Here is a 23,507-nt window from a genome sequence, read left to right as displayed (position 1 = left end):
CCCTCCACCCCGGCAAGTCTTCTCCATACTGCCCGTGTTGGGTCATTTCCAACATACAAGCGACTTCAGTCGCGATGCACCTGCCACCGGACCCGTCGTCGGGGATGAATCCCCTCCCACAAGGTGGTGCCCGATTGCACCGGAGAACCGGCCCTTTTGTGGGAGCGACTTCAGTCGCGATGCACCTGCCACCGGATCCGTCGTCGGGGATGCTGTCGGCCTTGGCGCTCCACTCTGTCCCGACTCATGCCTCCTCGGGGTCGAGCCGCCACCAGGCCGGCAGCAGCCGCTCCACCTCGCGGCGGCGAAAGCGATCGTCGATCAGGTGCACCACGCCGCGATCCGCCGGGGTACGGATCACCCGGCCGGCCGCCTGGACCACCTTCTGCACGCCGGGATACAGGTAGGCGTAGTCGTAGCCGCGGCCGAACAGCGCGGCCAGCCGCTCGCGCAGCTGCTCGGTGACCGGGTTGACCTGCGGCAGGCCCAGCGTGGCGACGAAGGCGCCGATCAGTCGCTCGCCGGGCAGGTCCACGCCCTCGGCGAAGGCCCCGCCGAGCACGGCGAAGCCGATGCCCTGCCCGCCCGCGACGAAGCGGTCGAGAAACGCCTGGCGGGCCGCCTCGTCCATGCGACGCTGCTGGCACCAGACCGGAATCTCGGGGTGGTGCTGCCGAAAGCGCTCGGTCACCTGCTCGAGATAGGCGTGGCTGCTGAAGAACGCCAGGTAGTTGCCCGGTCGGGCGCGGTACTGCTCGGCCATCAGCGTGGCGATGGGGGTGAGCGACGCCGGGCGATCGGCGTAGCGGGTCGAGATGTGCGCGCTGCGCCGCACCGTCAGCTGCGCCGCCGAAAAGGGGGACGGCACGGCCTGCCAGGGCGTGTCGGCGGGCAGCCCGAGCAGATCCCGGTAATAGGTGCTCGGCCCGAGCGTCGCCGAGAACAGCACCGTGGCATGGGCCGCGGCGAAGCGCTCGGCGAGGAACGCAGCCGGCAGCACATTGCGACAGCACAGCCGCGACAGGCGCGTGCCGCGCCGCCCCGGCCACTCGTGACAGTCGAACAGCGAGTGCGCGCCGAAGCGCTCGGTCAGGCGCACCAGCTGCAGGGCATCGAGCATGAAGGACAGCAGCGCCGGGTCGGGCATCGGCGTGCCGGCCGTCGGTGCCTGGGACAGATGGTCGGCGATCGCCTGCACGAGTCGCTGCAGGGCGCCCAGCCATTGCGTCGGCGGGCCGTCGAGCACCCGGTAGCCCGCGTCCGTCTCATCCTCCGCGTGCAGCGCCCGCCACTGCCGATCGAGCGCCTCCAGCGGGCGACGCAGCGCGCCCGGTGCGTGCCGCTTCAGGGCCAGCAGCTCGCCCCGGTCGAGCGCGGCGGTGTACATGCCGCGCCCGCGTTCGACCAGGTTGTGGGCCTCGTCGACCAGCACCGCGACGCGCCATTCCTGCTCGCGGGCCAGGGCGTGCAGCATGGCATGGGTGTCGAAGTAGTAGTTGTAGTCGCCGATGACCACGTCGCACCAGCGTGCCAGTTCCTGGGCCAGGTAGTAGGGGCAGACCTCATGCGCCAGGGCGATCTCGCGCACGCTCTCGCGGTCGAGCCGGGCCTGGTGTACCGCCGCCTCGCGCGCCGCGGGCAGCCGGTCGTAGAAGCCGCGGGCCAGCGGGCAGGCCTCCCCGTGGCAGGCCTTGTCGGGATGCTCGCAGGCCTTGTCGCGGGCCACCAGCTCGAGCACGCGCAGCGGCAGGGCCGACGCCGGTGCCTCATCGCCCGCGAGGGTGGCCAGGGCGTCCAGCGCCAGCCGCCGCCCCGGGGTCTTGGCGGTCAGGAAGAACACACGGTCGAGTTCGCGGCGCGGCAGTGCCTTGAGCGCGGGAAACAGCGTGCCCAGCGTCTTGCCGATGCCGGTCGGCGCCTCCAGCAGCAGCGCCCGCCCGGTGGCCGCCGCCTTGTAGGCGGCCTCCGCCAGTTCGCGCTGGCCGGGGCGAAAGGCGGCGTGGGGAAAGCCCAGCGCCTCGAGGGCCGCATCGCGCGCGACGCGATGCGCCGCCTCCTGCCGCGCCCAGGCCAGGAAACGCGCGCAGTGCTCGACGAAGAAGGCCTCCAGTTCGGCGGCGTCGCACGTGACCTCGAGCGCCGTCTCGCGCTGGGTGGCGATGTCGAGATAGACCAGCGCCAGCGTCAGCTCGGCATGGCCGCGCTCGCGGCACAGCAGCGCCCCGTAGAGCTTGACCTGCGCCCAGTGCAGCGCGCGCTGGTTGTCGGGCATCAGCGCCAGGTCGCCGCGATGGGTCTTGATCTCCTCGAGGCGTCGCCGCTCGGGATCGAAGCCGTCGGCGCGGCCGCGCACGACCAGCTCGCCGTGGCGACCCTCCAGCGGCAGTTCGCGCTGGTAGTCGGCGCCGCGCCGGGCGGTCACCAGGGCGTGCCCGGCCATGCCCTCCTGGGCCGAGGGCGCCGGGGTGAAGCGCCGGTCGAGATCGCCGCTGCGCGCGGTGAAGGCGCACAGGGTACGCACCGCGACGCACAGGGTCATGACGCCATGTCCCGCCAGCGCACGTGGCACACCGCCGCCGGCAGGTCGTGACGGGCGAAGAACTCGAGCCAGTGGCGCTGGTTGTCCTGCAGGCGGTCGCCCGGCCCCTTCACCTCGAGCATCCGGTAGCGCCGCTCGTCGGGCCAGAACTGGATCAGGTCCGGCAGGCCGGCGCGATGGGCCACCGGGTCCTGAAGCAGCCGCCCGAAGCACAGCCGCAGGTGCGCGGCCGGCAGGCAGGCCAGCGCCCGCTCGAGCAGCGTGTCGTCGAGCAGCGCCCAGTCGACGAAGGGCGACTGCAGCCCGGCCTTGTCGCGATGGTGGCGCCGGATGGCTTCCTGATAGGTGCCGTCATCGAGCCGGGCCAGGCAAGCCTCGAACAGCGCCGCCCGCCGCGTGCAGAAATCGCCCTGGGCGAGATCGGCCGGCCCGCGCTGGAAGGGGTGAAAGAAGGCCCCGGGCAGGGGCGCGAAGATCGCCTCCCAGCACAGCAGGCCGAACAGGCCGGGGATCAGGCCGTTCTCGACGTAGTGCACCGGCGCCTGCGGGGTGGCGAGATGCTCGCGCACCGCCCATTCGACGCGCCCGGGCCCCGGCGCCAGTGCCAGTGTGTGGGTCGCGACCGCCGGGGCCGCCGCCGCAGGCAACGGCGCCCGCCCCAGCCGCCGATGCAGGCGCGCCTGGATGCGTCGGGCCTGGCGGCGCTCGACGTCGCCCCGCGGGTCGGCGGCGATCGCCTCGGCCAGCGCCAGCGCCCGTTCATGGCGGTCGCTGCGCTCGAGCACCCGCAGCCACCGGCAGCGCGCCTCGGGGTGCGTGGACTCGGTATACAGCGCCTCGGCCTCGGCCAGCTCGCCGCCGCGCTCGGCCTCACGCCCCAGCCGGTAGAGCAGCTTGGCCCGGCGCGCCTCGAGCCAGGGGTGAGCCTGTCTCGGCGGCACCTCGGCGCACAGCGTCGCGACCGCCTCGCCGGCCTCGAGCCGCTCGCGGCAGCGCTGCAGCTGCAGGTAGGTGTCGACGTCGGCCCGGCCGGCGAAGGCCCGCGCCTCCGGCGGGAAGGCCACCGTCTCGTAACGTGCCCGGCCCAGTTCGGCGAGCACGAAGGTCGACCAGTCCTGGCGCAGGTTGCCGAAGAACATCAGGCGCAGCCGCTCGCACAGCGCATCGATCGTCAGCGTGTAGACCGCGCCGTCATCCAGCCCCCAGTCGCGCGGCGAGTGCGGCTCGGCGAAGCGCTCGCCCAGCGCCGCGAGCCACTGCGCCTTGCGGGCGCGGCGCAACCCGGCCGCGGCCAGCGGTTCGGCGAACAGCCGGGCCAGGTCCGCGCGGGGCAACAATGCAAACAGCGCGTCCAGCGACAGGGCAGCATCGGCGCTCACCCAGCCTTGATCCAGCAACGGGCCGATGGCCGGCGCGAGCGGGCCGATCTCTGCATAGTCGAGGGTGGCGGGCCGAAAGTGGCGCCCCTTGCGCATCACCATGCGCGCCAGCAGCGCCTGGGCGGGCACCGGCAAGTTCGGGAAACGGCTCAGGAAGTCACGCTCGGCGGCGTCGAACAGGTCAGCGTAGCGCCGCTCGAGCCAGTCCAGCACGAAGCGGAAGTTGTGCAGGTAGTAGAGCGGGTCGTCGAGGGTCGGACGGACCATGGCGCCCCCGGAAACTGGATGGGCATCCATGGTACGTCGCGCACGGGCCGGCGGCAATCGCCGTTGGCTCTGACGAGGGCGCCGGGAGCAGGTTGAAGAGGGGGTCCTACGCCATGGATGGCGTAGGTAGCGCCCATGGAGGGGTTCACAGCGCCCCCTCGCAGACCTGCCGACGGATCAGCCCGAGTCATGTGGCAGCCATCAGCCATAGCCCTGCCGGGACGTGCTCAGCGCAGCTCGGGATTCAGGGTATAGGTGCCGGTGACGGTGGCCTGGCCCAGGATATGGCCCTGCATCGCGCCCAGCGCCTCGTCGCCGGTGAACGTGCATTTCATGTCCAGCGACTCGACGTCCAGCGCATAGACGGTGAAGTGATAGCGGTGGACGAGGGCGTCGTTCCACGGCGGGCAGGGGCCGTCGTAGCCGCCGTAGGTACCGCCCATGTCCGGGTCGCCGGCGAGAAAGTCGGTGAAGGTGTTGATGCCTTCCAGCCCCAGCGCGCTCCTGCCGGACTGCTTGCCCTTGGGTGTCACCCCGTCGGCGGCGGCGCCCTCCTCGATGCCGTGCGTGGAGGCCGGCACATTGACCAGCACCCAGTGGTAGAAGTCCACCCGCGGCATGTCGGCGGCGATGGTCTTGCCCTGCTGGTTGGCGTCCGACGCATCGCTGGGCACGTCGGGGTCGCAGACGATCACCGCGAAGCTTTTGGTGCCCTGGGGGATATCGGTCCAGTGCAGGGCCGGGTTGCGGTTGGGGCCCAGCGTCATCGGCTCGCCGTCGCCCGGCACGCCGAAGGCGAATGTCTCGGGAATCGGCTGCTGATCCTCGATACCCTGAACGGTCAGCTTCATCACCACCTCCATGGTTGCAGGAAGAGTTGCAGGAATAAGCGCATATCAGCCTAGCCCAGACGACCGGGGCTCGACCAGACGCCCGGCGGCGGAACAATGCTAGGCTGAAGGCCTGTCCTTCCGATGCGGCGCTACGCGACACCATGAACCACCCTGTTTCTCCTCTTACTCCCGCCGAGCTGGGCTTTCGCATGCCCGCCGAGTTCGCCCCGCACGAGGCCTGCTGGATGCTCTGGCCGCAGCGCCCCGACAACTGGCGCTACGGCGCCAAGCCGGCCCAGGCCGCATTCGTCGAGGTGGCCACGGCCATCGCCGAGAGCGAGACGGTGTTCGTCGGCGTCAACGACGACCAGTACGAGAACGCTCGCAATCGCCTGCCGAGCCACATTCGGGTGATCGAACTCTCCAGCAACGACGCCTGGATGCGCGACGTAGGGCCGACCTTTCTCACCCATGCGGACGGCCGCCTGGCGATGGTCGACTGGGAGTTCAACGCCTGGGGCGGGCTCCACGGCGGGCTCTACTTCCCCTGGGACAAGGACCGCCGCATTCGCCGCAAGATCGCCGACGTACTCGGCATTGAGCGCTTCGTCGCCCCGCTGGTGGTCGAGGGCGGGGCCATTCACGTCGACGGCGAGGGCACCCTGATCACTACCGAGGAGTGCCTGCTCAACCCCAACCGCAACCCGGATCTCGGCCGGGCCGAGATCGAACGGTTGTTGCGTGCCTACCTGGGGGTCGAGACGATCATCTGGCTACCGCGCGGCTGCTATCAGGACGAGACCGACGGCCACGTCGACAACCTGTGCTGCTTCGTCGCCCCCGGCGAGGTGGCGCTGACCTGGACCGACGACGAGCACGACCCGCAGCACGCCATCTCCCGCGAGGCGCTGGCGATCCTCGAGGCCGCCACCGACGCCCGCGGTCGGCGGCTCACCGTGCACCGGCTGCCGATGCCCGGCCCGCTGACCATCGCCGAAGCCGAGGCCGGCGGCGTCGACCGCCTGTCGAGCTCACGGCCGCGCCAGAGCGGCGACCGCCTGGCCGGCTCCTACGTCAACTTCTACATCGGCAACTCGGTGGTGGTGATGCCCCGGCTCGACCCGGCCCACGACGACGCGGCCTGGGCGATCCTCGAACGGCTGTTCCCGGGCCGCCGGGTGATCGGCATCGACGCCCGCGAGATCCTGCTCGGCGGCGGCAACATCCACTGCATCACCCAGCAGCAGCCGGCCGCACGCCCCTGCCGGCCATGAGACTCTCGTCGGTCTGCCCGCCGACCACCGGCTGTGCGAGACTGGATGGCCCGGCTGGCCCTGCGACCGGGCCGCACAGGCAGTCCCACCGACACTACGCGACGAGCCAAGGACCTTCCCATGCACCAGATTCCGCACTACCTCAACGGCAAGATCGTCACCGGACGCAGCGAACGCGTCGCCCCGGTCTACAACCCCGCCACCGGCGAGCAGCGCGCTCAAGTTTCCCTGGCTTGCGCCGACGAGGCCCGCGAGGCCGTGCGTATCGCCGACGCGGCGTTTGCCGAGTGGTCGAAGGTCTCGCCGCTCAAGCGCGCCCGCGTCCTGTTTCGGTTCAAGGCGCTGGTCGAGCAGCATGCCGACGAGATCGCCACCCTGATCTCGCAGGAGCACGGCAAGGTGTTCTCCGACGCCAGGGGCGAGCTGACCCGCGGCCTCGAGGTGGTCGAGTTCGCCTGCGGCATCCCCCACCTGCAGAAGGGCGAGCATTCGATGAACGTCGGCAGCGGCGTCGACAGTTTCTCGCTGATGCAGCCGCTGGGCGTGTGCGCCGGCATCTCGCCGTTCAACTTTCCGGCGATGGTGCCGATGTGGATGTTCCCCATTGCGCTCGCCTGCGGCAACACCTTCGTAATGAAGCCCTCCGAGAAGGACCCGTCGACGCCGCTGCGCCTCGCCGAACTGCTCACCGAGGCCGGCCTGCCCGACGGCGTGTTCAACGTGATCAACGGCGACAAGGAGGCGGTCGACGTGCTGCTCACCGACGAACGCGTCCAGGCGGTGAGCTTCGTCGGCTCCACGCCGATCGCCGAGTCCATCTACGCCACCGGCTCGGCCCACGGCAAGCGGGTCCAGGCGCTGGGCGGCGCCAAGAACCACATGGTGATCATGCCCGACGCCGATCTCGATCAGGCGGTGGATGCGCTGATGGGCGCCGCCTACGGCAGTGCCGGCGAGCGCTGCATGGCGATCTCGGTGGCCGTGCCGGTGGGCGAGCAGACCGCCGAACGCCTGCGCGGGAAACTCGTCGAGAAGCTCGCCACCCTCCGCGTCGGCCCGGGGCTGGTCGACGGCCCGGACAACGACATGGGGCCGCTGGTCACCCGCGAGCATCTGGAGAAGGTCCGCGGCTATATCCAGACCGGCGTGGACGAAGGCGCCGAACTGGTCATCGACGGCCGCGAGACTGTGGTCGACAACGCCGGCAACGGCTTCTTCATCGGCGGCACCCTGTTCGATCACGTCAAGCCGGGCATGCGCATCCACCGCGAGGAGATCTTCGGCCCGGTACTGGCGATCGCCCGGGCGGCGAGCTTCGACGAGGCGGTGGCGATGATCAACGCCCACGAGTACGGCAACGGTACGGCGATCTTCACCCGCGACGGCGACGCCGCACGCCAGTACTGCGAGCGGATCCAGGTGGGCATGGTCGGCGTCAACGTGCCGATCCCGGTCCCCATGGCCTTCCACAGCTTCGGCGGCTGGAAGCGCTCGCTGTTCGGCCCGCTGCACATGCACGGCCCCGACGGCGTGCGCTTCTACACCCGCATGAAGACCATCACCCAGCGCTGGCCCAGCGGCATCCGTGAGGAGACCAACCACTTCACCATGCCGACCCACTGAGCGGGCGACGCCGGCGTCTGGCCTGGGTGCCGAGGCGCCGGCACAACATCGGGGCTGATTCCGCCCGATCGTGAACCATACTGGCAGGGGCACTCATCCCCGGGAGCCCGCCATGTCTCGCTTCATCCTGCTCGCCTTCGTCGCCGGCTTTCTCGCCGTGCTCTGCTTCCATCAGCCCGCGGTGGGCCTGCTGCACGCCTACGGTGTGATCCCCTTCGCGCCCTACGGCACGTCGCCGGTGGCGCCACTGGGCGTGCCGCAGTGGCTGTCGGCAAGCTTCTGGGGCGGCGTCTGGGGCGTGGTCATGCTCGGCCTGTTCGCCCGCTGGCGCGTCGAACACGGCCTGTGGTGGAAGAGCGGGCTGTTCGGCGCCATCGTGCTGACCCTGGTCGCCCTGCTGGTGGTGTTCCCGCTCAAGGGTCGCGGCCTGGTCCCGGCGGTCCTGCCGATCGGCGCTATCGTCAATGGCGCCTGGGGGCTGGGCATGTGGATCTTCATCCGAAGCATCATCGCCCGTCAGGGGGCGCCGCGACCCTGAGCGCCTTACAGCAGCGCCATGCCCAGGGCGACGGCGCCGACGATCAACGCCGTGACGACGCTGATCGTCACCAGGATATCGAGCCACCGATCGCCGTTGCCGAGCCGGCGGCCGAGCGCCGGGCGGCGCGGTTGACGCCGCCGGGTGGCGCCGCGACGGGCATGACGGGGAGTGCGTCCGGCCTGGGGCATGGGAAGGCTTCGTTGCTCGGGGTCATCGCCTCACCATAAGCATCCGCCGACCGCTTCACCAGTGCCGAATGCGGCGAGGCCGTGCCCGGCACCGGGCCGGGCACGGCAGGCTCAGAAGCCCTCGCGGGGATTGATGCGGCGATTGACCACCTCCGGCGCGCGCCGGTAGCGATCGGCCTCGGCGAGCTCGTCTGCCTCGAAGACGTCCGCCCCCACCGGCGTCTCGCCGTGACGACGATAGAGGGCGGTGAGCATCGCCTTGCGGTCGCCGCGCAGCTCCTTGAGCAGCACGAACACCATGCCGTAGAGGATGAAGGTGAACGGCAGCGCCGAGAGCACCGAGGCCGACTGCAGCCCCTTCAGGCCGCCGGCGATCAGCAGCGTCAGGCAGATCGCGGCGATCAGCAGCCCCCAGCTGATGCGCTTGTAGAGCGGCGGGTTGATCGAGCCGCCGTCGGTCATCTGGGCGACGATGTAGGTCGCCGAGTCGGCGGAGGTCACCAGGAAGATGAAGATCAGCAGCAGCGCGACGATCGACAGCACCGGGGTGAACGGCATCAGCTCGAACATCTGGAACAGCGCCGAGGTGATGTTGTCGTCGGTGGCGGCGGCCAGGCCCACGTCCCCGGTCAGCTCCATGTTGAGCGCCGCGCCGCCGAACACGCCGATCCACAGGCAGGCCAGCAGCGGCGGCATCACCAGCACGCCGAACACGTACTCCTTGATGGTGCGCCCCCGCGAGATGCGCGCCACGAAGGTGCCCACGAACGGCGACCAGGCGATCACCCAGGCCCAGTAGAAGACCGTCCAGTTACGGGCCCATCCACTTTCCTCGAAGGGCGAGGTGCGCAGACTCATGCCGATGAAATGCTGCAGGTAGTCGCCTATGCCCAGGGTGATGGTCTTGAGGATCGCCAGCGTCGGCCCGGTGGCCAGCACATAGAGCATCAGCGAGAAGCACAGCACCAGGTTGATGTTGGAGAGCCGCTTGATGCCCTTGTCGAGCCCGCCCCAGGCCGAGGCCATGTAGCAGACGAACATCGCGCCCATGATGCTGAACTTCCAGAAGGCGCTCTCCTCGACGCCGAACACCGACTTCAGGCCGCCGTTGATCTGCAGCACGGCCAGGCCGATCGAGGTGGCCACCCCCATGATCGTCGCCACCACCGCGAAGACATCCAGCGCCGGCCCCAGCTTGCGCAGCCCGGGTCGCTTGGCGGTCACCGACGACAGCACCGACGACACCAGCCCGGCCTGCCCCTTGCGGAACTGGAAGTAGGCGATGATCAGCCCGACGATCGAGAACGCCGCCCACTGGTGGATACCCCAGTCGAAGAAGCTGTACTGGATGGCGTAGCGCGCCGCCTGGGCGGTTTCCGGCTCGCGATCGCCGAACGGCGGGTGCAGGAAGTGCGTCATCGGCTCGGCCATGCCGTAGAACACCAGCCCCACCCCGAAGCCGGCGGCCAGCAGCATGGCCACCCAGGAGAAGAAGCTGTACGAGGGCTTGGAATCCTGGGGCCCCAGGCGAATCTTGCCGTACTTGCTCAGCGCCAGCGCGATCAGGAAGATCACGAAGCCGAACACCGAGAACAGATAGAACCAGCCGAAATAGCGGCCGATGGCATCGAGCGCCGTGTTGGCGGCGGCGCCGAACCGGTCGGGGAAGGCCGCTCCCGTGCCGACCAGCACCATGATGATAAGGGCAGACGCGAGAAATACGCGCTGCCGACCCAGATTGGCCATGACGTCTCCTCATCCTGAGAATTCGCAGTCAATCGCCGCAGCGATCACCCACTGACTGCCGTGGTTTCCGCGCATCCGTCGCGCCCCACGGGCAGGCGGGCCCCGACACTACCGGCGGCGTCCCGACCTGTCACCACCAAGGTCGTTCAGATCGCCGAGGCGCGCCACCCTGCAACCGTATCGTTCTGTTCGCCGCCATTAAGAAACCGTTAAGGCGCGGCCATCAGGCTATCTCCGAGCTTCCTTCCCGAGGATGATGCCATGCACGACTCCAAGCGCCCGGCCGCACCGCTGCCACGCCCATCGACGCGGGTCTGGCGCGAGGCCAGCGACGCCGAACGCCCCACGCTGCAGGCCTTCATCGCCGATGGCTATGCCCGGGAGCACGGGGCCCGGCTGCAGCACTTCCAGCCGCGCCTGTTCGGGCTGTGGCAGGACGGTGTGCTGCAGGCCGCCCTGGGCGTGAGTCGCGCCGGCGATCATCCGCTGTTTCTCGAGCACTACCTGGACATGCCCGTCGAACGACGGCTGGCCGAGGTGCTGGCCACCCCCGTCGACCGCTCGCGGCTGGTCGAGGTCGGCAACCTGGCCGCCCGGCGCCGCGGGCTGCTGCGGCCCCTGATCATCCGGCTGATCGAGACCCTGGTCGCCGAAGGCATGCAGTGGCTGGTGTTCACCGCCACCCGCCAGGTCCGCAACGCCTTCCGGCGGCTGGGCCTGGAGGCCTGGCCGCTGGCCGAGGCCCACCCGGGCCGACTCGGCGACGCCGGCCAGGATTGGGGACGCTACTACACCCATGCACCGCTGGTGATGGGCGGCGACATGACCCGCGCCTGGCGACACCTGCAGGCGCCTCGTGCCGACGTCACCGCCTCCCTGGCCGCCCGACCCTCGTCACTCCGGCAAGCGCCGCCTCCACACGGCCATGACGACACCGCGTTGCCGGAGTGTGCCCATGTCTGAGCGCTTCCACCGCCACCTCACGCACCTGGCCCGCACCCGCCCGGCGGCCATCGCGCTCGAGGACGCCCGTCGACGGCTGAGCTACGCCGCGCTGGTCGCCGAGATCAACACCCGCGTCACGCGCCTGCAGGCCGTCGATGCCGGGCGTGTCGGCCTGGCCCTGGACAACGGCATTGACTGGGCGCTGTGGGATCTGGCGCTGCTGGTCACCGGCCGGGTCAACGTGCCCCTGCCGGGCTTCTTCTCGCCCGCCCAGCTCACCCATGTCACCGGGCAGGCCGGGCTCGACTCCCTGATCGGCCCGCCCGAACTCGGCGAGGCGCTGGGCTTCACTCCCGGCCCCGACCCGGCGCTGGCCCGGCGCCGGGTCGACACGCCTCCCGCCCTGCCCGCCGACACCACCAAGATCACCTTCACCTCGGGCACCAGCGGCACGCCCAGGGGCGTGTGCCTGGACGCCGAGGCCCCGCTGCGGGTCGCCGAGAGCCTCGCCGCGATCGCCACCGAGTGCCGCGTGCAGCGCCATCTGGCCCTGCTGCCACTGGCCACCCTGCTGGAAAACGTCGGCGGGCTCTACGCCCCGCTGTGGATGGGGGCGACCAGCGTGCTGCCGGGGCTGGCCACGCTCGGCTGGCAGGGCGCCAGCGGTTTCGACGTGACGGCCGCGCGGCGCCAGCTCGAGCACCACCGGCCGCACAGCCTGATCCTGGTGCCGCAGCTGCTCGAGGCGCTGCTCGCCGACCCCGGCGGCCCGGCACGCTTTCCCGGGCGCTTTATCGCCGTGGGCGGCGCCCGGGTCTCGCCGCACCTGCTGGAACGCGCGCGCGGCATCGGCTGGCCGGTCTTCGAGGGCTACGGGCTCTCCGAATGCGCCTCGGTGGTCAGCGTCAACCGCCCCGGCGACGACCGGCCCGGCAGCGTGGGCCGCCCCCTGCCCCATGTCCGCGTCACCCTCGCCGAGGATGGCGAGATCCAGGTCGCCGGCAACCTGATGCTCGGCTACCTGGGCGACGAATCGCCGATGCCGACGGCCTGGCCCACCGGCGACCTGGGCCGCCGCGAGGCCGGCCGCCTGATCCTCGAAGGGCGACGCAAGCAGCTGTTCATCACCGCCTACGGCCGCAACGTCGACCCGGCCTGGGTCGAGGCCGAACTCACTGCCGAGCCGGCGATCGCCCAGGCCTGGGTGCATGGCGAGGCGCTGCCCGCCAACCGCGCCCTGCTGGTGCCGGCCCACGGCGGCATCGACGAGGCCCGGCTCGCGGCCGCCGTCGCCGCCGCCAACGCGCGCCTGCCGGACTACGCCCGCATCACCCACTGGCGGCGCAGCGCCCCCTTTACCCCGGCCGAGGGCCTTTGCACCGCCAATGGGCGGCTGCGGCGCGAGGCGCTGGCCGCACGCTATCGCGACTGGCTCGACGCCCCACTCGAGGCCCAGGCGGCCCCGCTGCCGACCGAACGATCGACCGAATCGGAGAACACACCATGAGCGCCTATCAGGAACTCGAGCAGGCGACCCAGCCCGAACGCGACTGGCTGCTCGCCACGCCGGTCATCCAGCGCGCCCTCGACGGGCGCATCGACCGCGCCACCTACCTGGCCTTCCTCGCCCAGGCCTATCACCACGTCAGCCATACGGTGCCGCTGATGATGGCCTGCGGCGCCCGGCTGCCCGCCCACCACGAGTGGCTGCGCGAGGCGCTGGTCGAATACATCGCGGAGGAGCATGGCCACCAGCAGTGGATTCTCGACGACATCCGCGCCGCCGGCGGCGACCCGCAACAGGCCGCAGCCGGCCGCCCCGCCCCGGCCACCGAGCTGATGGTCCGCCATGTGCGCGACGTGATCACCCATGACAATCCGGTGGGCTTCTTCGGCATGGTCTTCGTGCTCGAGGGCACCAGCACCGCGCTGGCCACCCGGGCCGCCGGGGCGATCCGCGAGGGGCTCGGCCTGCCGCCGGAAGCCTTTCGCTACCTGGCCTCCCACGGCGAGCTCGACGTCGGCCACCTGGCCTTCTTCCAGGGGCTGATCGACCGACTCGATGCCACCGACCTGGCTGCCGTGATCGACACCGCACGCATGGTCTACCGCCTCTACGGTGCCATGTTCCGCGGCCTCGACCACCCCGCCGACGCCACCGAGGAGCTCGCGCATGCACTGGTCTGAACGTCGCATCCTGCTCACCGGTGCCTCCGGCGGCATCGGCCGCGCCCTGGCCGAGACCCTGCGCGACGCCGGCGCCTACCTGCTGCTGGTCGGCCGCAACACCGGCGTGCTCGAGGCCATGGCCGCCCAGGCGCCGGAACGCAGTGACTGGTTCGCCGCCGACCTGGGCCGCGCCGAGGAGCGCCAGGCGCTGGTCGAGTTCGCCCGCGAGCAGGGCATCGACACACTGATCAACGCCGCCGGCGTCAATCACTTCGGTCTGTTCGCCCAGCAACCGGCGGAAAGTCTCGACACGCTGATCCACCTCAACGTCACCGCCACGCTGCAACTCACGCGGGCGCTGCTACCGCTGCTCGAGACCGCCGACGACGCCTGGATCGTCAACATCGGCTCGACCTTCGGTGCCATCGGCTACCCGGGGTACGCCGGGTACTGCGCCAGCAAGGCCGCATTGCGCGGCTTCTCGCAGGCCCTGCGCCGCGAGCTGGCCGATACCGCGATCCGCGTGCACTACATCGCCCCGCGCGCCACGCGCACGGCAATGAACGATACCGCGGTGGAGGCCCTGAACGCCGAACTCGGCAATGCCATGGACGCCCCGGAAAGCGTCGCCCGCGCCGTGCTCGACAGCGTCGAACGCGGCATCCCCGAGCGCCACCTGGGCCGGCCCGAGCGCCTGTTCGTGCGTCTCAACGCCCTGCTGCCCGGCGTGGTCGACCGCGCCCTGCGGCGTCAGCTGGCCACCATCCAACGCTTCGCCGGCCGCTCCTGAGCGCGGCGAGAATCCCGGAGACCGATCATGTCAGCCACCTCCCGCTTCTTCCGTCATGGTCGCCGCCTTGCGGCGATCGCCGGCCTGGCCCTGACCCTCTCGCCCGGCGCCTGGGCGATGAGCGACGCCGTCGCCGGCGGCGTCCACGAGCTGCAGAGCCGCTGGGCGCGGATCCAGTACCGCACACCGGAGGGCAAGCGCGTCGACGGCTTCGACCAGCTCTACCGGCGCGCCGAGACGCTGATCGACGAGCACCCCGGCGCCGCCGAGCTGTACGTCTGGGCCGGGATCATCCGCAGTAGCGAGGCCGGTGCCAAGGGCGGGCTGGGCGCGCTGTCGCTGGTCAAGGAGGCCCGGAAGGACCTGGAGAAGGCCCTGTCGCTGGACGGCACGGCGCTCGACGGCTCGGCCTACACCAGCCTCGGCGCCCTCTACTACCAGGTGCCCGGCTGGCCGATCGGCTTCGGCGACGACGACAAGGCCCGGGCGATGCTGCAGAAGGGGCTGTCACTCAACCCCGACGGCATCGATCCGCTCTACTTCTGGGGCGACTACCTGCATGACCAGGGCCACGACGCCGAGGCCCGCCAGGCCCTGGAAAAGGCCCTGAAGGCCGCGCCGCGCCCGGGCCGCGAGGTGGCCGACCAGGGGCGGCGCCAGCAGATCCACGAACTGCTCGGCAAGCTGGACTGACCTCTCCTGCGGCGAGGCAGGACTATTGCAGATAGCTGAAACATGACCGGGCTGAGCCGGCGGCAGGCCTCGTCAAAGCCAATGGCGATTGCCTTGGGCGGCGAGGCCGGGGCTTGTGTTGCCGGCCCCGCGCCCCCAGAGTGGAGCAATATTGAGCCGACTAACGACTCACCCGATCGCTCCACCGAGGTTCCGCATGTCCCGACTCGCTTCCACCCCGCTGTCCGTGCTCGACCTGGCGCCGATCCGCCAGAATGCCAGCATCGCCGAGACCTTCGCCGCCAGTGTTGACCTGGCCCGCCAGGTCGAGGCGCTGGGCTTCACTCGCTACTGGCTGGCCGAGCATCACAACATGGACGGCATCGCCAGTGCCGCGACCAGCGTGCTGATCGGCCACATCGCCGGTGCCACCTCGCGGATTCGCGTCGGTGCCGGCGGCATCATGCTGCCCAATCACCCGCCGCTGGTGATCGCCGAGCAGTTCGGCACCCTCGAGACCCTCTACCCCGGACGCATTGACCTGGGCCTGGGCCGCGCCCCGGGCTCCGACGGCGCGACCATGGCGGCGCTGCGCCGCGACCCCTACGCCGGCGTCAACGACTTCCCCGACCGCCTCGAGGAGCTGCGTGGCTACCTCGACGACCCGGCCCCGAATCAGCGCATCCGGGCGGTCCCCGGCCAGGGCACCCACGTGCCCCTCTGGCTGCTCGGTTCGAGCGGCTTCAGCGCCCAGCTGGCCGCCCGGCTGGGCCTGCCCTTCGCCTTCGCCTCGCACTTCGCCCCCGGCTACCTGCTCGAGGCGCTGCAGCTGTATCGCAGCCAGTTCCAGCCCTCGGCGGTGCTCGACGCGCCCTACGCCATGGTCGGCCTGCCGCTGATCGCCGCCGACAACGACGCCCACGCCGCGTATCTCGCAACCACGGCCCAGCAGAAGTTCCTCAACCTGATTCGCGGGCGCAGCCTGCGCTCGGCCCCGCCGGTGGAGAGTCTCGACTGGACGCCCCGCGAGCGGGCCGCGGTAATGCAGAACCTGGGCGCCGCCGTGGTGGGCGGCCCGGAGACCGTCCGCCAGGGGCTGGACACGATTCTGGAGCAGACGCAGGCCGATGAGCTGATGCTGGTCACCGATGTCTACGACCCCGAGGATCGGCAACGCTCCTTCGAGATCGTCGGCGAGCTGCGTCGGTAACCCGCAAAGCGCCGGCCCTGGCGGGGCCGGCGATGCCATCATTCAGCCCTCGAGACGCTCGGCGATCAGGCCCTCGAGCTTGCGCTGGTCGTCGGCGAAGCGGCGGATGCCCTCGGCCAGCTTGTCGTTGGCCATGGCGTCCTGGTTGTGACCCCAGCGGAACTGGGCCTCGGTAAGCGGCGTCAGGCGCTCGGTCGTGTCGCCGATGTCGCTGACCTTGCGCTCGACCTCGCCCTCGCTCGAGGCCAGTTCCTCGAGCAGCGCCGGCGAGATGGTCAGGCGGTTGCAGCCGGCCAGCGCCAGCACCTGCCCCGTGTTGCGGAAGCTCGCCCCCATCACCACGGTGGCATAGCCGTAGCGGCTGGCCACGTCGCACACGCCGCGCACGAAGCGCACCCCGGGGTCAGTCTCCGGCGTGTAGTCCTCGCCGGTCTCCTTCTTGTACCAGTCGGTGACCCGGCCGACGAACGGCGAGATCAGGTACACGCCGGCGTCGAAGCAGGCCTGCGCCTGGGCCTCGCTGAACAGCAGGGTCAGGTTGCACTGGATGCCTTCCTTCTCGAGCACCTCCGCGGCGCGGATGCCCTCCCAGGTCGAGGCCAGCTTGATCAGGATGCGCTCGCGGCCCACGCCGTGGCGTTCGTAGAGCTCGATCAGCTGGTGCGCCTTGGCAATGCTCGCCTCGCGATCGAAGGACAGTCGCGCCGGCACCTCGGTGGAGACGCGACCGGGCACGATCCCGGCAATCTCGCTGCCGATCGCCACCGACAGCCGGTCCACGGCCTGCTCGATGCGCGACTCGGCATCGGCGACGTCCTGTTTCACCCGCGCCAGGGTCTCGTCGATCAGCGCCTGATGGCCGGGCAGGTCGAAGGCCTTGAGGATCAGCGACGGGTTGGTGGTGGCATCGTGGGGTTGATAACGGCGGATGGCCTCCAGATCACCGGTATCGGCAACCACCAGGGAGAGGCGTTTCAGCGCGTCGAGTTGGTTCATGGCTTGTCGTCCTGACTGTCGTTCAATGAATGCATCCGCGATCACGGCGCCACGGCATGGTGCCTCTGCAGCGCCTGCCGGTAGCGGTGATAGAGTTCATCATACCGCGCCCTGGCCTCGGGCTGGGGACGCGTTCGCGTCTGCGCGTCGAGGCTCACCAGCCGCTCGCAGAGCGCGGCCAGCGACTCGCCCGAACCGCGCGCGGCGGACTCGCACCAGGCGGCCTGGATCGCCGCGCCCAGCGCCGCGGCCTCGGTGAGCGTCGGGCAGACTACCTCCACGCCCAGCACATCGGCGACGATCTGTCGCCATACCGCGCTTCGCGCGCCGCCGCCGACCAGGCGGACCTGGCTGGCTTCCGCGGCCAGCGGCCCGAGCAGCTCGAGCCCGTAGCGCATGCCGAAGGTGGCGCCTTCCACCACCGCCCGGCACAGGTTGGCGGCGGTGGTGTTGAGGCTGGTCAGCCCCAGGAAGCTGGCGGTGGCGTGCGGCAGGGCGGGCACCCGCTCGCCGTTGAAGAACGGCAGCACCATGACCCCATCGGCGCCCACCGGCGCCGACGCCACCCGTTCGCCGAAGGCGGCGACGTCGAGGCCGAACAGCTCGCGCACCCGGGTGGTCGCCGAGGTCACGTTCATGGTGCACACCAGCGGCAGCCAGCCGCCGCTGCTGGCACAGAAGTTGGCGACCAGGCCCGCGTCGTCGATCACCGGGGCCTCGGCAAAGGCGCACACCGTCCCGGAGGTGCCCAGGCTCAGCGTCACCAGCCCGGGGGCGATGTTGCCGGTGCCGATCGCCGCCATCATGTTGTCGCCACCGCCGCTGGCGACCAGCACGTCGTCGGCGAGCCCCAGCTCCCGGGCCACCGAGGAGCGCACCCGGCCCACCGCCTCGTGGGACTCGATCAGCCGCGGCAGCACATGCCCGGGGTCGAGTTCCGGCGCGATGGCCGCGAACACCTCAGGGTGCCAGCGACGCGCCCGGGTGTCGAAGTAGCCGGTACCCGAGGCATCGCCGCACTCGGTGACCCGTTCGCCGGTGAGCCAGAAGTTGAGGTAGTCGTGGGGTAGCAGCAACGTGTCGATGCGCCGATAGGCCTCGGGATGCCGCTCGCGCAGCCAGGCCACCTTGGAGGCGGTATAGCCGGTCTGCAGCAGCAGGCCCAGCGTGTCGAGGCAGCCCCGGGGCCCGCCCAGCGCCTCGATCAGCGCCTCGTTGTGCAGCGCCGTCTCGGTGTCGCACCACAGCTTGGCCGGGTACACCGGCTCGCCCTCGGCGTCCAGCGCGACCATGCCGTGCTGCTGGCCGGAGACGCCGATGGCGCGGATCAAGCGGGCGTCGATGCCCGCCGCGGCGACGGCCTCGGCGAAGGCACCACGCAACGCGTCGAGCCAGTCGTCGACGGCCTGCTCGCGACGCCCGCCCTCGCCCTCGATCAGCCGATGGGCCCGGCTGCCCTCGCCGACGATGGTGCCTCGCTCGACGTCGACGATCACCACCTTGGTGCTCTGGGTACCGCAATCCACGCCAACATACATGCCTACTCTCCCACGGTTTTGCTCATTCTTCAGCAACATAGCGCCTGATGGCGGCACGAACGCCCTGGGCGTCGATGATATCGAGCCACTTGGCAAAAGCGCCCAGGAATGGCCGCGACTCGGCCAGATCGTTGAAAACCTCGCGGATCGCCAGAAAGGCGCGAGGCTCGCGAACGGATTCCCGTGCCCCCGCCATCAGGCGTGCCGACAGGGGGTCGGAGAGCGCCGCTACCCCTGTCGACCCGCCGGCCACCCGGCAATAACAACACCAGAGTGCCAGCTCGAGCGCCAGCCCGCCGACGGGGAAACCACGGCCCAGCGCATCTCTGATCGCGGGCAGGATGAACTTCGGCTGCCGCGTCGAACCGTTGGCACACAGCCGCGACACGGTATCGCCAATCTCGGCGTTGCCGAAGCGCTCGACGATCCGCGCCAGGTACGCCGGGTAGGCGACACCCTCGATTTCCTCCAGGGCGGGCATGATCTCCCGCTGCTGCAGCGCGAGCAGCCAGTCGCGAATGTCCGGGTCGGCCATGGCGCGATGCACGTGATGGTGTCCCAGCAGGGCCGACGCATAGGCGATGCTGGCATGGCCCGCGTTGAGGATTCGCAGCTTCATCGTCTCGTAGGCCGCCACGTCGTCGACGAACTCGACGCCCACCCTCTCCAGCGGCGGACGACCGGCACAGAATCGATCCTCGATCACCCATTGCCGGAAGGGCTCACACACCACGGGAGCGGCATCCTCGATGCCGAAACGCCGGCTGACCAGTTCACGCTCGCGGGCAGTGGTGGGGGGCGTGATGCAGTCGACCATCGAGTTGGGGAAGGTCGCCTCCCGCCGGATCCATCCGGCCAGGTCAGCGTCGATGAGCTCGGCCAGGCCGACGACCGACCGGCGCGTCACGTCGCCATTGCCGGGAAGGTTGTCGCAGGAAAGCACGCTGAAGGGGGGCAGGCCCTTCGCCCGACGCTCGGCCAACGCCTTGACCATCATGCCGAAGACGGTCCGGGGACGCGCCGGGTCGGCCGCGTCGGCCCGGATTCGGGGATGACTGGCATCGAATCGGCCGGTGGCGGCATCGAGAAAGTAGCCCCCTTCGGTGATGGTCAGGGAGACGATACGCACACGCGGGTCGGCCAGCGCCCCGACGATGGCCGTCGACACGACGGGAACGAAGTCGACCATGGCGCCCACTACCCGGGCGGACACCGCCCCCGGCCCGAGATCGACCACGGTGGAGAGCCAGTCCTGCTGGCGCAAGCGCCTGCGCATCCGGACATCCGCCGGCATCACCCCGGAGCCGACGATCGCCCAGTCATGGGCTTCGCCCTGCGCGAAGAGGCGATCCAGGTAGGTCGCCATGTGCGAACGGTGAAAGTTGCCCAGCCCGATATGGAGGATCCCCGGGCGCAGTCCGCGACGATCATAGGCCGGCACCGCCACCCGGTGCCGGACGGCGGCCAGCGACTTCTGCGTAAGCGCATCACCCATTCACTTCTCCCGGCCCCTTCAGGCTGGCGCCCCCTGCAAGCCCCGTCGGTCGATACACTGTAGCATCGCCTTGCCTTCCCGTGATGATGCCCCCGGCGCCAGGCGCCGCGCCCGGGGCGGGCCTGCGATCAGCCCAGCCGCTCGGCGAGGCGTGCCTCCAGGCGGCGCTGGTCCTCGTCGAACCGGCGGATGCCCTCGGCCAGCTTGTCGTTGGCCATGGCGTCCTGATTGTGGCCCCAGCGGAAGGCGGGCTCGGTGAGCGGCCCGGGGCGCTTACCGGCGGCGGCGGGGATCTCCACCGCCCGAGCGACCTCGCCTTCCTCCGCCGCCAGCTCTTCGAGCAAGGACGGCGAAATGGTCAGTCGCGGGCAGCCCGCCAGCGCCAGCACCTGGCCGACGGTGCGGAAGCTCGCGCCCATCACCACGGTGTCGTAGCCGCCATGCCCGGCCCGCTGGCACACGCCCTGCACGAAGCGTACGCCGGGGTCCTCCTCGGGGGCATAGTCGCGGCCGGTGGCCTTCTTGTACCAGTCGGTGACCCGGCCGACGAAGGGCGAGACGAGGAAGACGCCGGCGTCGAAACAGGCCTGGGCCTGGGCCTCGCTGAACAGCAGGGTCAGGTTGCACTGGATGCCCTCGCGCTCGAGGCGCTCGGCGGCGCGGATGCCTTCCCAGGTGGAGGCCAGCTTGATCAGCACGCGATCAGGATCCACGCCGCGCCGCTCGTAGAGCTCGATCAGCTCAAGGGCCTTGCGCACGCTGGCCTCCTCGTCGAAGGAGAGGCGTGCGGCCACCTCGGTGGAGATCCGCCCGGGGATGTGCCGGGCGATCTCGGCCCCCTTGGCCACGGCAAGGCGATCGACGGCGTGCTCCACCCTCGCCTGGCGATCCTGAAACTCGGCCCGCAGGGCGGCCAGCTCCTCGTCGATCAGTGCCTGATAGCCCGGCAGGTCGAAGGCCTTGAGCAGCAACGAGGGATTGGTGGTGGCGTCATGGGGCCGGTAGCGCTTGATGGCCTCCAGGTCGCCGGTGTCGGCGACCACCAGGGAAAGCGTCTTCAGACTATCGAGTCGCGTGGTCACGGGAGGTTCCTCCTGGGGAGCGGGATGCGATCAGGAAATGCCGTGGCGGCCGGCCAGGGCCTCCAGGGTGGCCCGCGCGCCCTTGGCGTGCAGACTCGCCAGGACCCCGAGATAGGCCTCGCGGAAGCGCTCGTCGTCGGCCAGATCGCCGAACAGCCGGCGGTTCTCGATGAAGGCCGCGGGCCGCGTGCGATTGTCGGCGGCGAGCGTCATCAGCTCGTCCCTGAGCCGGTCGACCACCTCGATCGGCTCGCCCTGCTCGTCGACGCCCTCGGCGTAGCGCGCCCAGCTCGCCACCACCGCGGCACTGCGCCGGAACTCGCCGCCGCGCTCGAGCTGCTCGCGGATCACCGGCAGCAGCCACTTGGGAATCCGGTCGGAACTCTCGGCACACAGCCGCGCCAGGGTGTCGCGGATCTCGGGGTTGGCGAAGCGCTCGATCAGCGTCTGGCGGTACGCGGCGAGATCGACGCCCGGCACCGGCGCGAGGGTGGGCGTGGCCTCGCGGGTCATGTAGTCGAGCAGGAACTCGACGAACAGCGGGTCCTGGCAGACCTCATGGGCGTAACGGTAACCGGCCAGATAGCCGAAGTAGGCCAGTGCCTGGTGGCTGGCGTTGAGCAGGCGCAGCTTCATCAGCTCGTAGGGAATCACGTCGTCGACCATCTGCACGCCGACCCGCTCGAGCGGCGGGCGGCCCAGGGGAAATTGATCCTCGAGCACCCACTGGGTGAACGGCTCGCAGACCACCGGCCAGCGGTCGTCGATGCCGAAGCGTTCACTCAGTGCGGCGATGTCGTCGGCCGTGGTCACCGGGGTGATGCGATCGACCATGGCGTTGGGAAAGCTCACCTCGGTCTCGAGCCAAGCGCCCAGCTCGGCGTCGAGCGCCCGGGCATGGGCGGTGAACATCTTGCGGGCGACGTCGCCGTTGCCCTGGATGTTGTCGCAGGACATCACCGTGAACGGCGCGATGCCGCGCTCGCGACGCCGGCGCAGGGCGGCGACCACCAGCCCGAACGGAGTGCGCGGCGCGTCGGGCTCGGCGAGATCATGGGCGACGTCGGGCTGGCTCAGGTCGTAGTCGCCGGTGACGTGATGGAAGTTGTAGCCACCCTCGGTGACGGTCAGCGAGACGATGCGCGTCGCCGGGTCGGCCATGCGCTCGATTACCGCCTCGCGATCGTCGGGCGCGTAGAGATAGTCGACGATCGAGCCGATCACCCGCGGCTCGTAGCGTCCGTCGGGGTGCTTGACCACCAGGGTGTAGAGGTGGTCCTGCGCGGCCAGGGCATCGCGCATGCGCGTGTCGCCGGGCATCACGCCGACGCCGACGATGCCCCAGTCGAGCGCCTCGCCGCGATTCATCAGTTCATCCAGGTACATCGCCTGGTGGGCACGGTGGAAACCGCCCACGCCGAAATGAACGATGCCCGGCGTCACCCGACGCCGGTCGTAGGCGGGCACGGCCACCGGCGGACCGAGACGATCCAGGGTGGCATTGCTGAGAGTGGACATGAAGGGCACTCCTTGCCGCAAGCGGCAATCGAGAATGAGTGAACGGGGGCTGAGGCGAGCGCGGTCGGCGACTGCCCTAGCTCCAGCGAAGGTCGGGCTGTATCGACTCGGCCTTGATCAGCCGCGCATTGAGCATGTCCTTTTGACAGGCCTTGGCGAAGGCGGCCTGGCGATCCTGGCCCATGTCCAGCCAACGCTGGATCAGGCGCGCCTCGAGCACCTCGTCGGCCACTTCCAGAAACAGCGTCATGTCGAACAGCGGATGCAGCTCGCGCCAGGGGTCGCGCTCGAGCAGCAGGTAGTTGCCCTCGACGATGACGATGCGGTGTTCGAGGGTGATCAGGCGTCCGCCGGCACGCGCCAGGTCGAGGGGTCGATCGAACACCGGCACGGCGACACTCTTGTCCGCACGCCGGATACGCATCAGATCCTGATGCAGGCCATCGACATCGAAGGTCTCCGGCGCGCCCTTGATGGGCACCATTTCCTGGCGTTCCAGCACCGCATTGTCGAAGTGATAGCCATCCATGGGCACCACCGCGGCGATGCCTGGCCGTCGCTCGTTGATCTCGCGGCACAGCCACTCCGAGAGAAGCGACTTGCCAGCGGCGGGCGGCCCGGCCATCGCAACGATGAAGCGTTCGCTGTCGGCGGCCATGTCGAGAAGATGCGCCGCCATGTCTTGGATATTCGGATTCATGT

Annotated in this window: 20 protein-coding genes; 9 read left to right on the top strand and 11 right to left on the bottom strand. The window is 70.2% G+C overall.

The annotated features are described in order from the left end of the window. Window positions 1–244: 244 nt before the first annotated feature. The 3 genes from G7A98_RS14680 to G7A98_RS14670 form a co-directional block, all read right to left on the bottom strand. Window positions 245–2,539, bottom strand: coding sequence for an ATP-dependent DNA helicase (locus G7A98_RS14680; protein ID WP_163650424.1), 2,295 nt, complete (start codon window positions 2,537–2,539; stop codon window positions 245–247). Beyond that, the gene (locus G7A98_RS14675) at window positions 2,536–4,185 is read right to left on the bottom strand and encodes a VRR-NUC domain-containing protein (RefSeq protein WP_163650423.1); all 1,650 of its coding nucleotides are present in this window, start codon (window positions 4,183–4,185) and stop codon (window positions 2,536–2,538) included. Before G7A98_RS14675 ends, G7A98_RS14680 begins: the two co-directional genes overlap by 4 nt. Before the next feature lie 227 nt (window positions 4,186–4,412). Continuing rightward, window positions 4,413–5,036, bottom strand: coding sequence for a YbhB/YbcL family Raf kinase inhibitor-like protein (locus tag G7A98_RS14670; protein ID WP_163650422.1), 624 nt, complete (start codon window positions 5,034–5,036; stop codon window positions 4,413–4,415). Between the two features lie 143 nt (window positions 5,037–5,179). Here G7A98_RS14670 and aguA point away from each other — a divergent pair, with 143 nt between their 5' ends. From aguA to G7A98_RS14655, 3 genes are all read left to right on the top strand, one after another. Beyond that, window positions 5,180–6,292, top strand: a complete 1,113-nt coding sequence (aguA, locus tag G7A98_RS14665; protein ID WP_163650421.1) for an agmatine deiminase — start codon at window positions 5,180–5,182, stop codon at window positions 6,290–6,292. Between the two features lie 120 nt (window positions 6,293–6,412). Then, window positions 6,413–7,915 (top strand): CoA-acylating methylmalonate-semialdehyde dehydrogenase, encoded by a 1,503-nt coding sequence (locus G7A98_RS14660; protein WP_163650420.1) that lies wholly within the window; start codon window positions 6,413–6,415, stop codon window positions 7,913–7,915. A 112-nt stretch (window positions 7,916–8,027) separates the two neighbouring features. After that, on the top strand, window positions 8,028–8,453 hold the full coding sequence (locus tag G7A98_RS14655) for a hypothetical protein (protein WP_163650419.1): 426 nt from the start codon (window positions 8,028–8,030) through the stop codon (window positions 8,451–8,453). A gap of 5 nt (window positions 8,454–8,458) precedes the next feature. On the opposite strand, the gene G7A98_RS14650 is transcribed toward G7A98_RS14655, so the two are convergent. Beyond that, a complete protein-coding gene (locus G7A98_RS14650; RefSeq protein ID WP_163650418.1) occupies window positions 8,459–8,644 on the bottom strand; it encodes a hypothetical protein in 186 nt (61 codons plus the stop codon). Between the two features lie 111 nt (window positions 8,645–8,755). After that, window positions 8,756–10,390 (bottom strand): BCCT family transporter, encoded by a 1,635-nt coding sequence (locus G7A98_RS14645; RefSeq protein WP_163650417.1) that lies wholly within the window; start codon window positions 10,388–10,390, stop codon window positions 8,756–8,758. Between the two features lie 261 nt (window positions 10,391–10,651). On the opposite strand from G7A98_RS14645, the gene G7A98_RS14640 reads away from it, so the two are divergent. The 6 genes from G7A98_RS14640 (at window position 10,652) to G7A98_RS14615 (ending at window position 16,176) form a co-directional block, all read left to right on the top strand. Further along, window positions 10,652–11,353: a thermostable hemolysin gene (locus G7A98_RS14640; protein WP_163650416.1), complete on the top strand. Its 702-nt coding sequence runs from the start codon at window positions 10,652–10,654 to the stop codon at window positions 11,351–11,353. Then, complete coding sequence (locus tag G7A98_RS14635) at window positions 11,346–12,842, top strand: AMP-binding protein (protein ID WP_163650415.1); 1,497 nt, start codon at window positions 11,346–11,348, stop codon at window positions 12,840–12,842. Before G7A98_RS14640 ends, G7A98_RS14635 begins: the two co-directional genes overlap by 8 nt. Continuing rightward, on the top strand, window positions 12,839–13,522 hold the full coding sequence (locus G7A98_RS14630; protein WP_163650414.1) for an iron-containing redox enzyme family protein: 684 nt from the start codon (window positions 12,839–12,841) through the stop codon (window positions 13,520–13,522). Before G7A98_RS14635 ends, G7A98_RS14630 begins: the two co-directional genes overlap by 4 nt. Beyond that, window positions 13,509–14,294, top strand: a complete 786-nt coding sequence (locus G7A98_RS14625) for an SDR family oxidoreductase (RefSeq protein ID WP_163650413.1) — start codon at window positions 13,509–13,511, stop codon at window positions 14,292–14,294. The genes G7A98_RS14630 and G7A98_RS14625 overlap by 14 nt, the downstream gene beginning before the upstream one ends. Before the next feature lie 27 nt (window positions 14,295–14,321). Continuing rightward, window positions 14,322–14,987: a hypothetical protein gene (locus G7A98_RS14620; protein WP_205596285.1), complete on the top strand. Its 666-nt coding sequence runs from the start codon at window positions 14,322–14,324 to the stop codon at window positions 14,985–14,987. Window positions 14,988–15,183: 196 nt separating this feature from the next. Then, window positions 15,184–16,176, top strand: coding sequence for an LLM class flavin-dependent oxidoreductase (locus G7A98_RS14615; protein ID WP_163650412.1), 993 nt, complete (start codon window positions 15,184–15,186; stop codon window positions 16,174–16,176). Window positions 16,177–16,218: 42 nt separating this feature from the next. Here G7A98_RS14615 and tal (G7A98_RS14610) read toward each other — a convergent pair whose 3' ends face one another. The 6 genes from tal (G7A98_RS14610) to G7A98_RS14585 form a co-directional block, all read right to left on the bottom strand. After that, window positions 16,219–17,172: a transaldolase gene (gene tal, locus G7A98_RS14610; protein WP_163650411.1), complete on the bottom strand. Its 954-nt coding sequence runs from the start codon at window positions 17,170–17,172 to the stop codon at window positions 16,219–16,221. A 41-nt stretch (window positions 17,173–17,213) separates the two neighbouring features. Further along, entirely contained in the window at window positions 17,214–18,710 is a 1,497-nt protein-coding gene (gene xylB / locus G7A98_RS14605; protein WP_163650410.1) for a xylulokinase, read from the bottom strand. Window positions 18,711–18,732: 22 nt separating this feature from the next. Further along, window positions 18,733–20,205: a mannitol dehydrogenase family protein gene (locus tag G7A98_RS14600; protein WP_163650409.1), complete on the bottom strand. Its 1,473-nt coding sequence runs from the start codon at window positions 20,203–20,205 to the stop codon at window positions 18,733–18,735. A gap of 128 nt (window positions 20,206–20,333) precedes the next feature. Further along, on the bottom strand, window positions 20,334–21,287 hold the full coding sequence (gene tal / locus G7A98_RS14595) for a transaldolase (RefSeq protein ID WP_163650408.1): 954 nt from the start codon (window positions 21,285–21,287) through the stop codon (window positions 20,334–20,336). A 30-nt stretch (window positions 21,288–21,317) separates the two neighbouring features. Then, window positions 21,318–22,805: a mannitol dehydrogenase family protein gene (locus tag G7A98_RS14590; RefSeq protein ID WP_163650407.1), complete on the bottom strand. Its 1,488-nt coding sequence runs from the start codon at window positions 22,803–22,805 to the stop codon at window positions 21,318–21,320. Between the two features lie 76 nt (window positions 22,806–22,881). After that, window positions 22,882–23,505: a nucleoside triphosphate hydrolase gene (locus tag G7A98_RS14585; RefSeq protein ID WP_163650406.1), complete on the bottom strand. Its 624-nt coding sequence runs from the start codon at window positions 23,503–23,505 to the stop codon at window positions 22,882–22,884. Window positions 23,506–23,507 lie beyond the last annotated feature (2 nt).

Origin of the sequence: Modicisalibacter sp. 'Wilcox', from assembly GCF_010993675.1 — a bacterium.
Classification (GTDB): Bacteria; Pseudomonadota; Gammaproteobacteria; order Pseudomonadales; family Halomonadaceae; genus Modicisalibacter; species Modicisalibacter tunisiensis.
The sequence above is the reverse complement of the archived record's forward strand: the minus strand, read 5'-3'. Positions and strand labels throughout refer to the sequence as shown.

Excerpts from the sequence above, each read along its gene's own strand:
- tal (WP_163650411.1), bottom strand. The coding sequence starts at position 17,172 with ATGAACCAACTCGACGCGCTGAAACGCCTCTCCCTGGTGGTTGCCGAT.
- aguA (WP_163650421.1), top strand. The coding sequence starts at position 5,180 with ATGAACCACCCTGTTTCTCCTCTTACTCCCGCCGAGCTGGGCTTTCGC.
- G7A98_RS14590 (WP_163650407.1), bottom strand. The coding sequence starts at position 22,805 with ATGTCCACTCTCAGCAATGCCACCCTGGATCGTCTCGGTCCGCCGGTG.
- G7A98_RS14600 (WP_163650409.1), bottom strand. The coding sequence starts at position 20,205 with ATGGGTGATGCGCTTACGCAGAAGTCGCTGGCCGCCGTCCGGCACCGG.
- xylB (WP_163650410.1), bottom strand. The coding sequence starts at position 18,710 with ATGTATGTTGGCGTGGATTGCGGTACCCAGAGCACCAAGGTGGTGATC.
- G7A98_RS14670 (WP_163650422.1), bottom strand. The coding sequence starts at position 5,036 with ATGAAGCTGACCGTTCAGGGTATCGAGGATCAGCAGCCGATTCCCGAG.
- G7A98_RS14660 (WP_163650420.1), top strand. The coding sequence starts at position 6,413 with ATGCACCAGATTCCGCACTACCTCAACGGCAAGATCGTCACCGGACGC.
- G7A98_RS14655 (WP_163650419.1), top strand. The coding sequence starts at position 8,028 with ATGTCTCGCTTCATCCTGCTCGCCTTCGTCGCCGGCTTTCTCGCCGTG.
- G7A98_RS14630 (WP_163650414.1), top strand. The coding sequence starts at position 12,839 with ATGAGCGCCTATCAGGAACTCGAGCAGGCGACCCAGCCCGAACGCGAC.
- G7A98_RS14585 (WP_163650406.1), bottom strand. The coding sequence starts at position 23,505 with ATGAATCCGAATATCCAAGACATGGCGGCGCATCTTCTCGACATGGCC.
- G7A98_RS14680 (WP_163650424.1), bottom strand. The coding sequence starts at position 2,539 with ATGACCCTGTGCGTCGCGGTGCGTACCCTGTGCGCCTTCACCGCGCGC.
- G7A98_RS14650 (WP_163650418.1), bottom strand. The coding sequence starts at position 8,644 with ATGCCCCAGGCCGGACGCACTCCCCGTCATGCCCGTCGCGGCGCCACC.
- G7A98_RS14635 (WP_163650415.1), top strand. The coding sequence starts at position 11,346 with ATGTCTGAGCGCTTCCACCGCCACCTCACGCACCTGGCCCGCACCCGC.
- G7A98_RS14615 (WP_163650412.1), top strand. The coding sequence starts at position 15,184 with ATGTCCCGACTCGCTTCCACCCCGCTGTCCGTGCTCGACCTGGCGCCG.
- G7A98_RS14675 (WP_163650423.1), bottom strand. The coding sequence starts at position 4,185 with ATGGTCCGTCCGACCCTCGACGACCCGCTCTACTACCTGCACAACTTC.
- G7A98_RS14620 (WP_205596285.1), top strand. The coding sequence starts at position 14,322 with ATGTCAGCCACCTCCCGCTTCTTCCGTCATGGTCGCCGCCTTGCGGCG.
- G7A98_RS14645 (WP_163650417.1), bottom strand. The coding sequence starts at position 10,390 with ATGGCCAATCTGGGTCGGCAGCGCGTATTTCTCGCGTCTGCCCTTATC.
- G7A98_RS14640 (WP_163650416.1), top strand. The coding sequence starts at position 10,652 with ATGCACGACTCCAAGCGCCCGGCCGCACCGCTGCCACGCCCATCGACG.
- G7A98_RS14625 (WP_163650413.1), top strand. The coding sequence starts at position 13,509 with ATGCACTGGTCTGAACGTCGCATCCTGCTCACCGGTGCCTCCGGCGGC.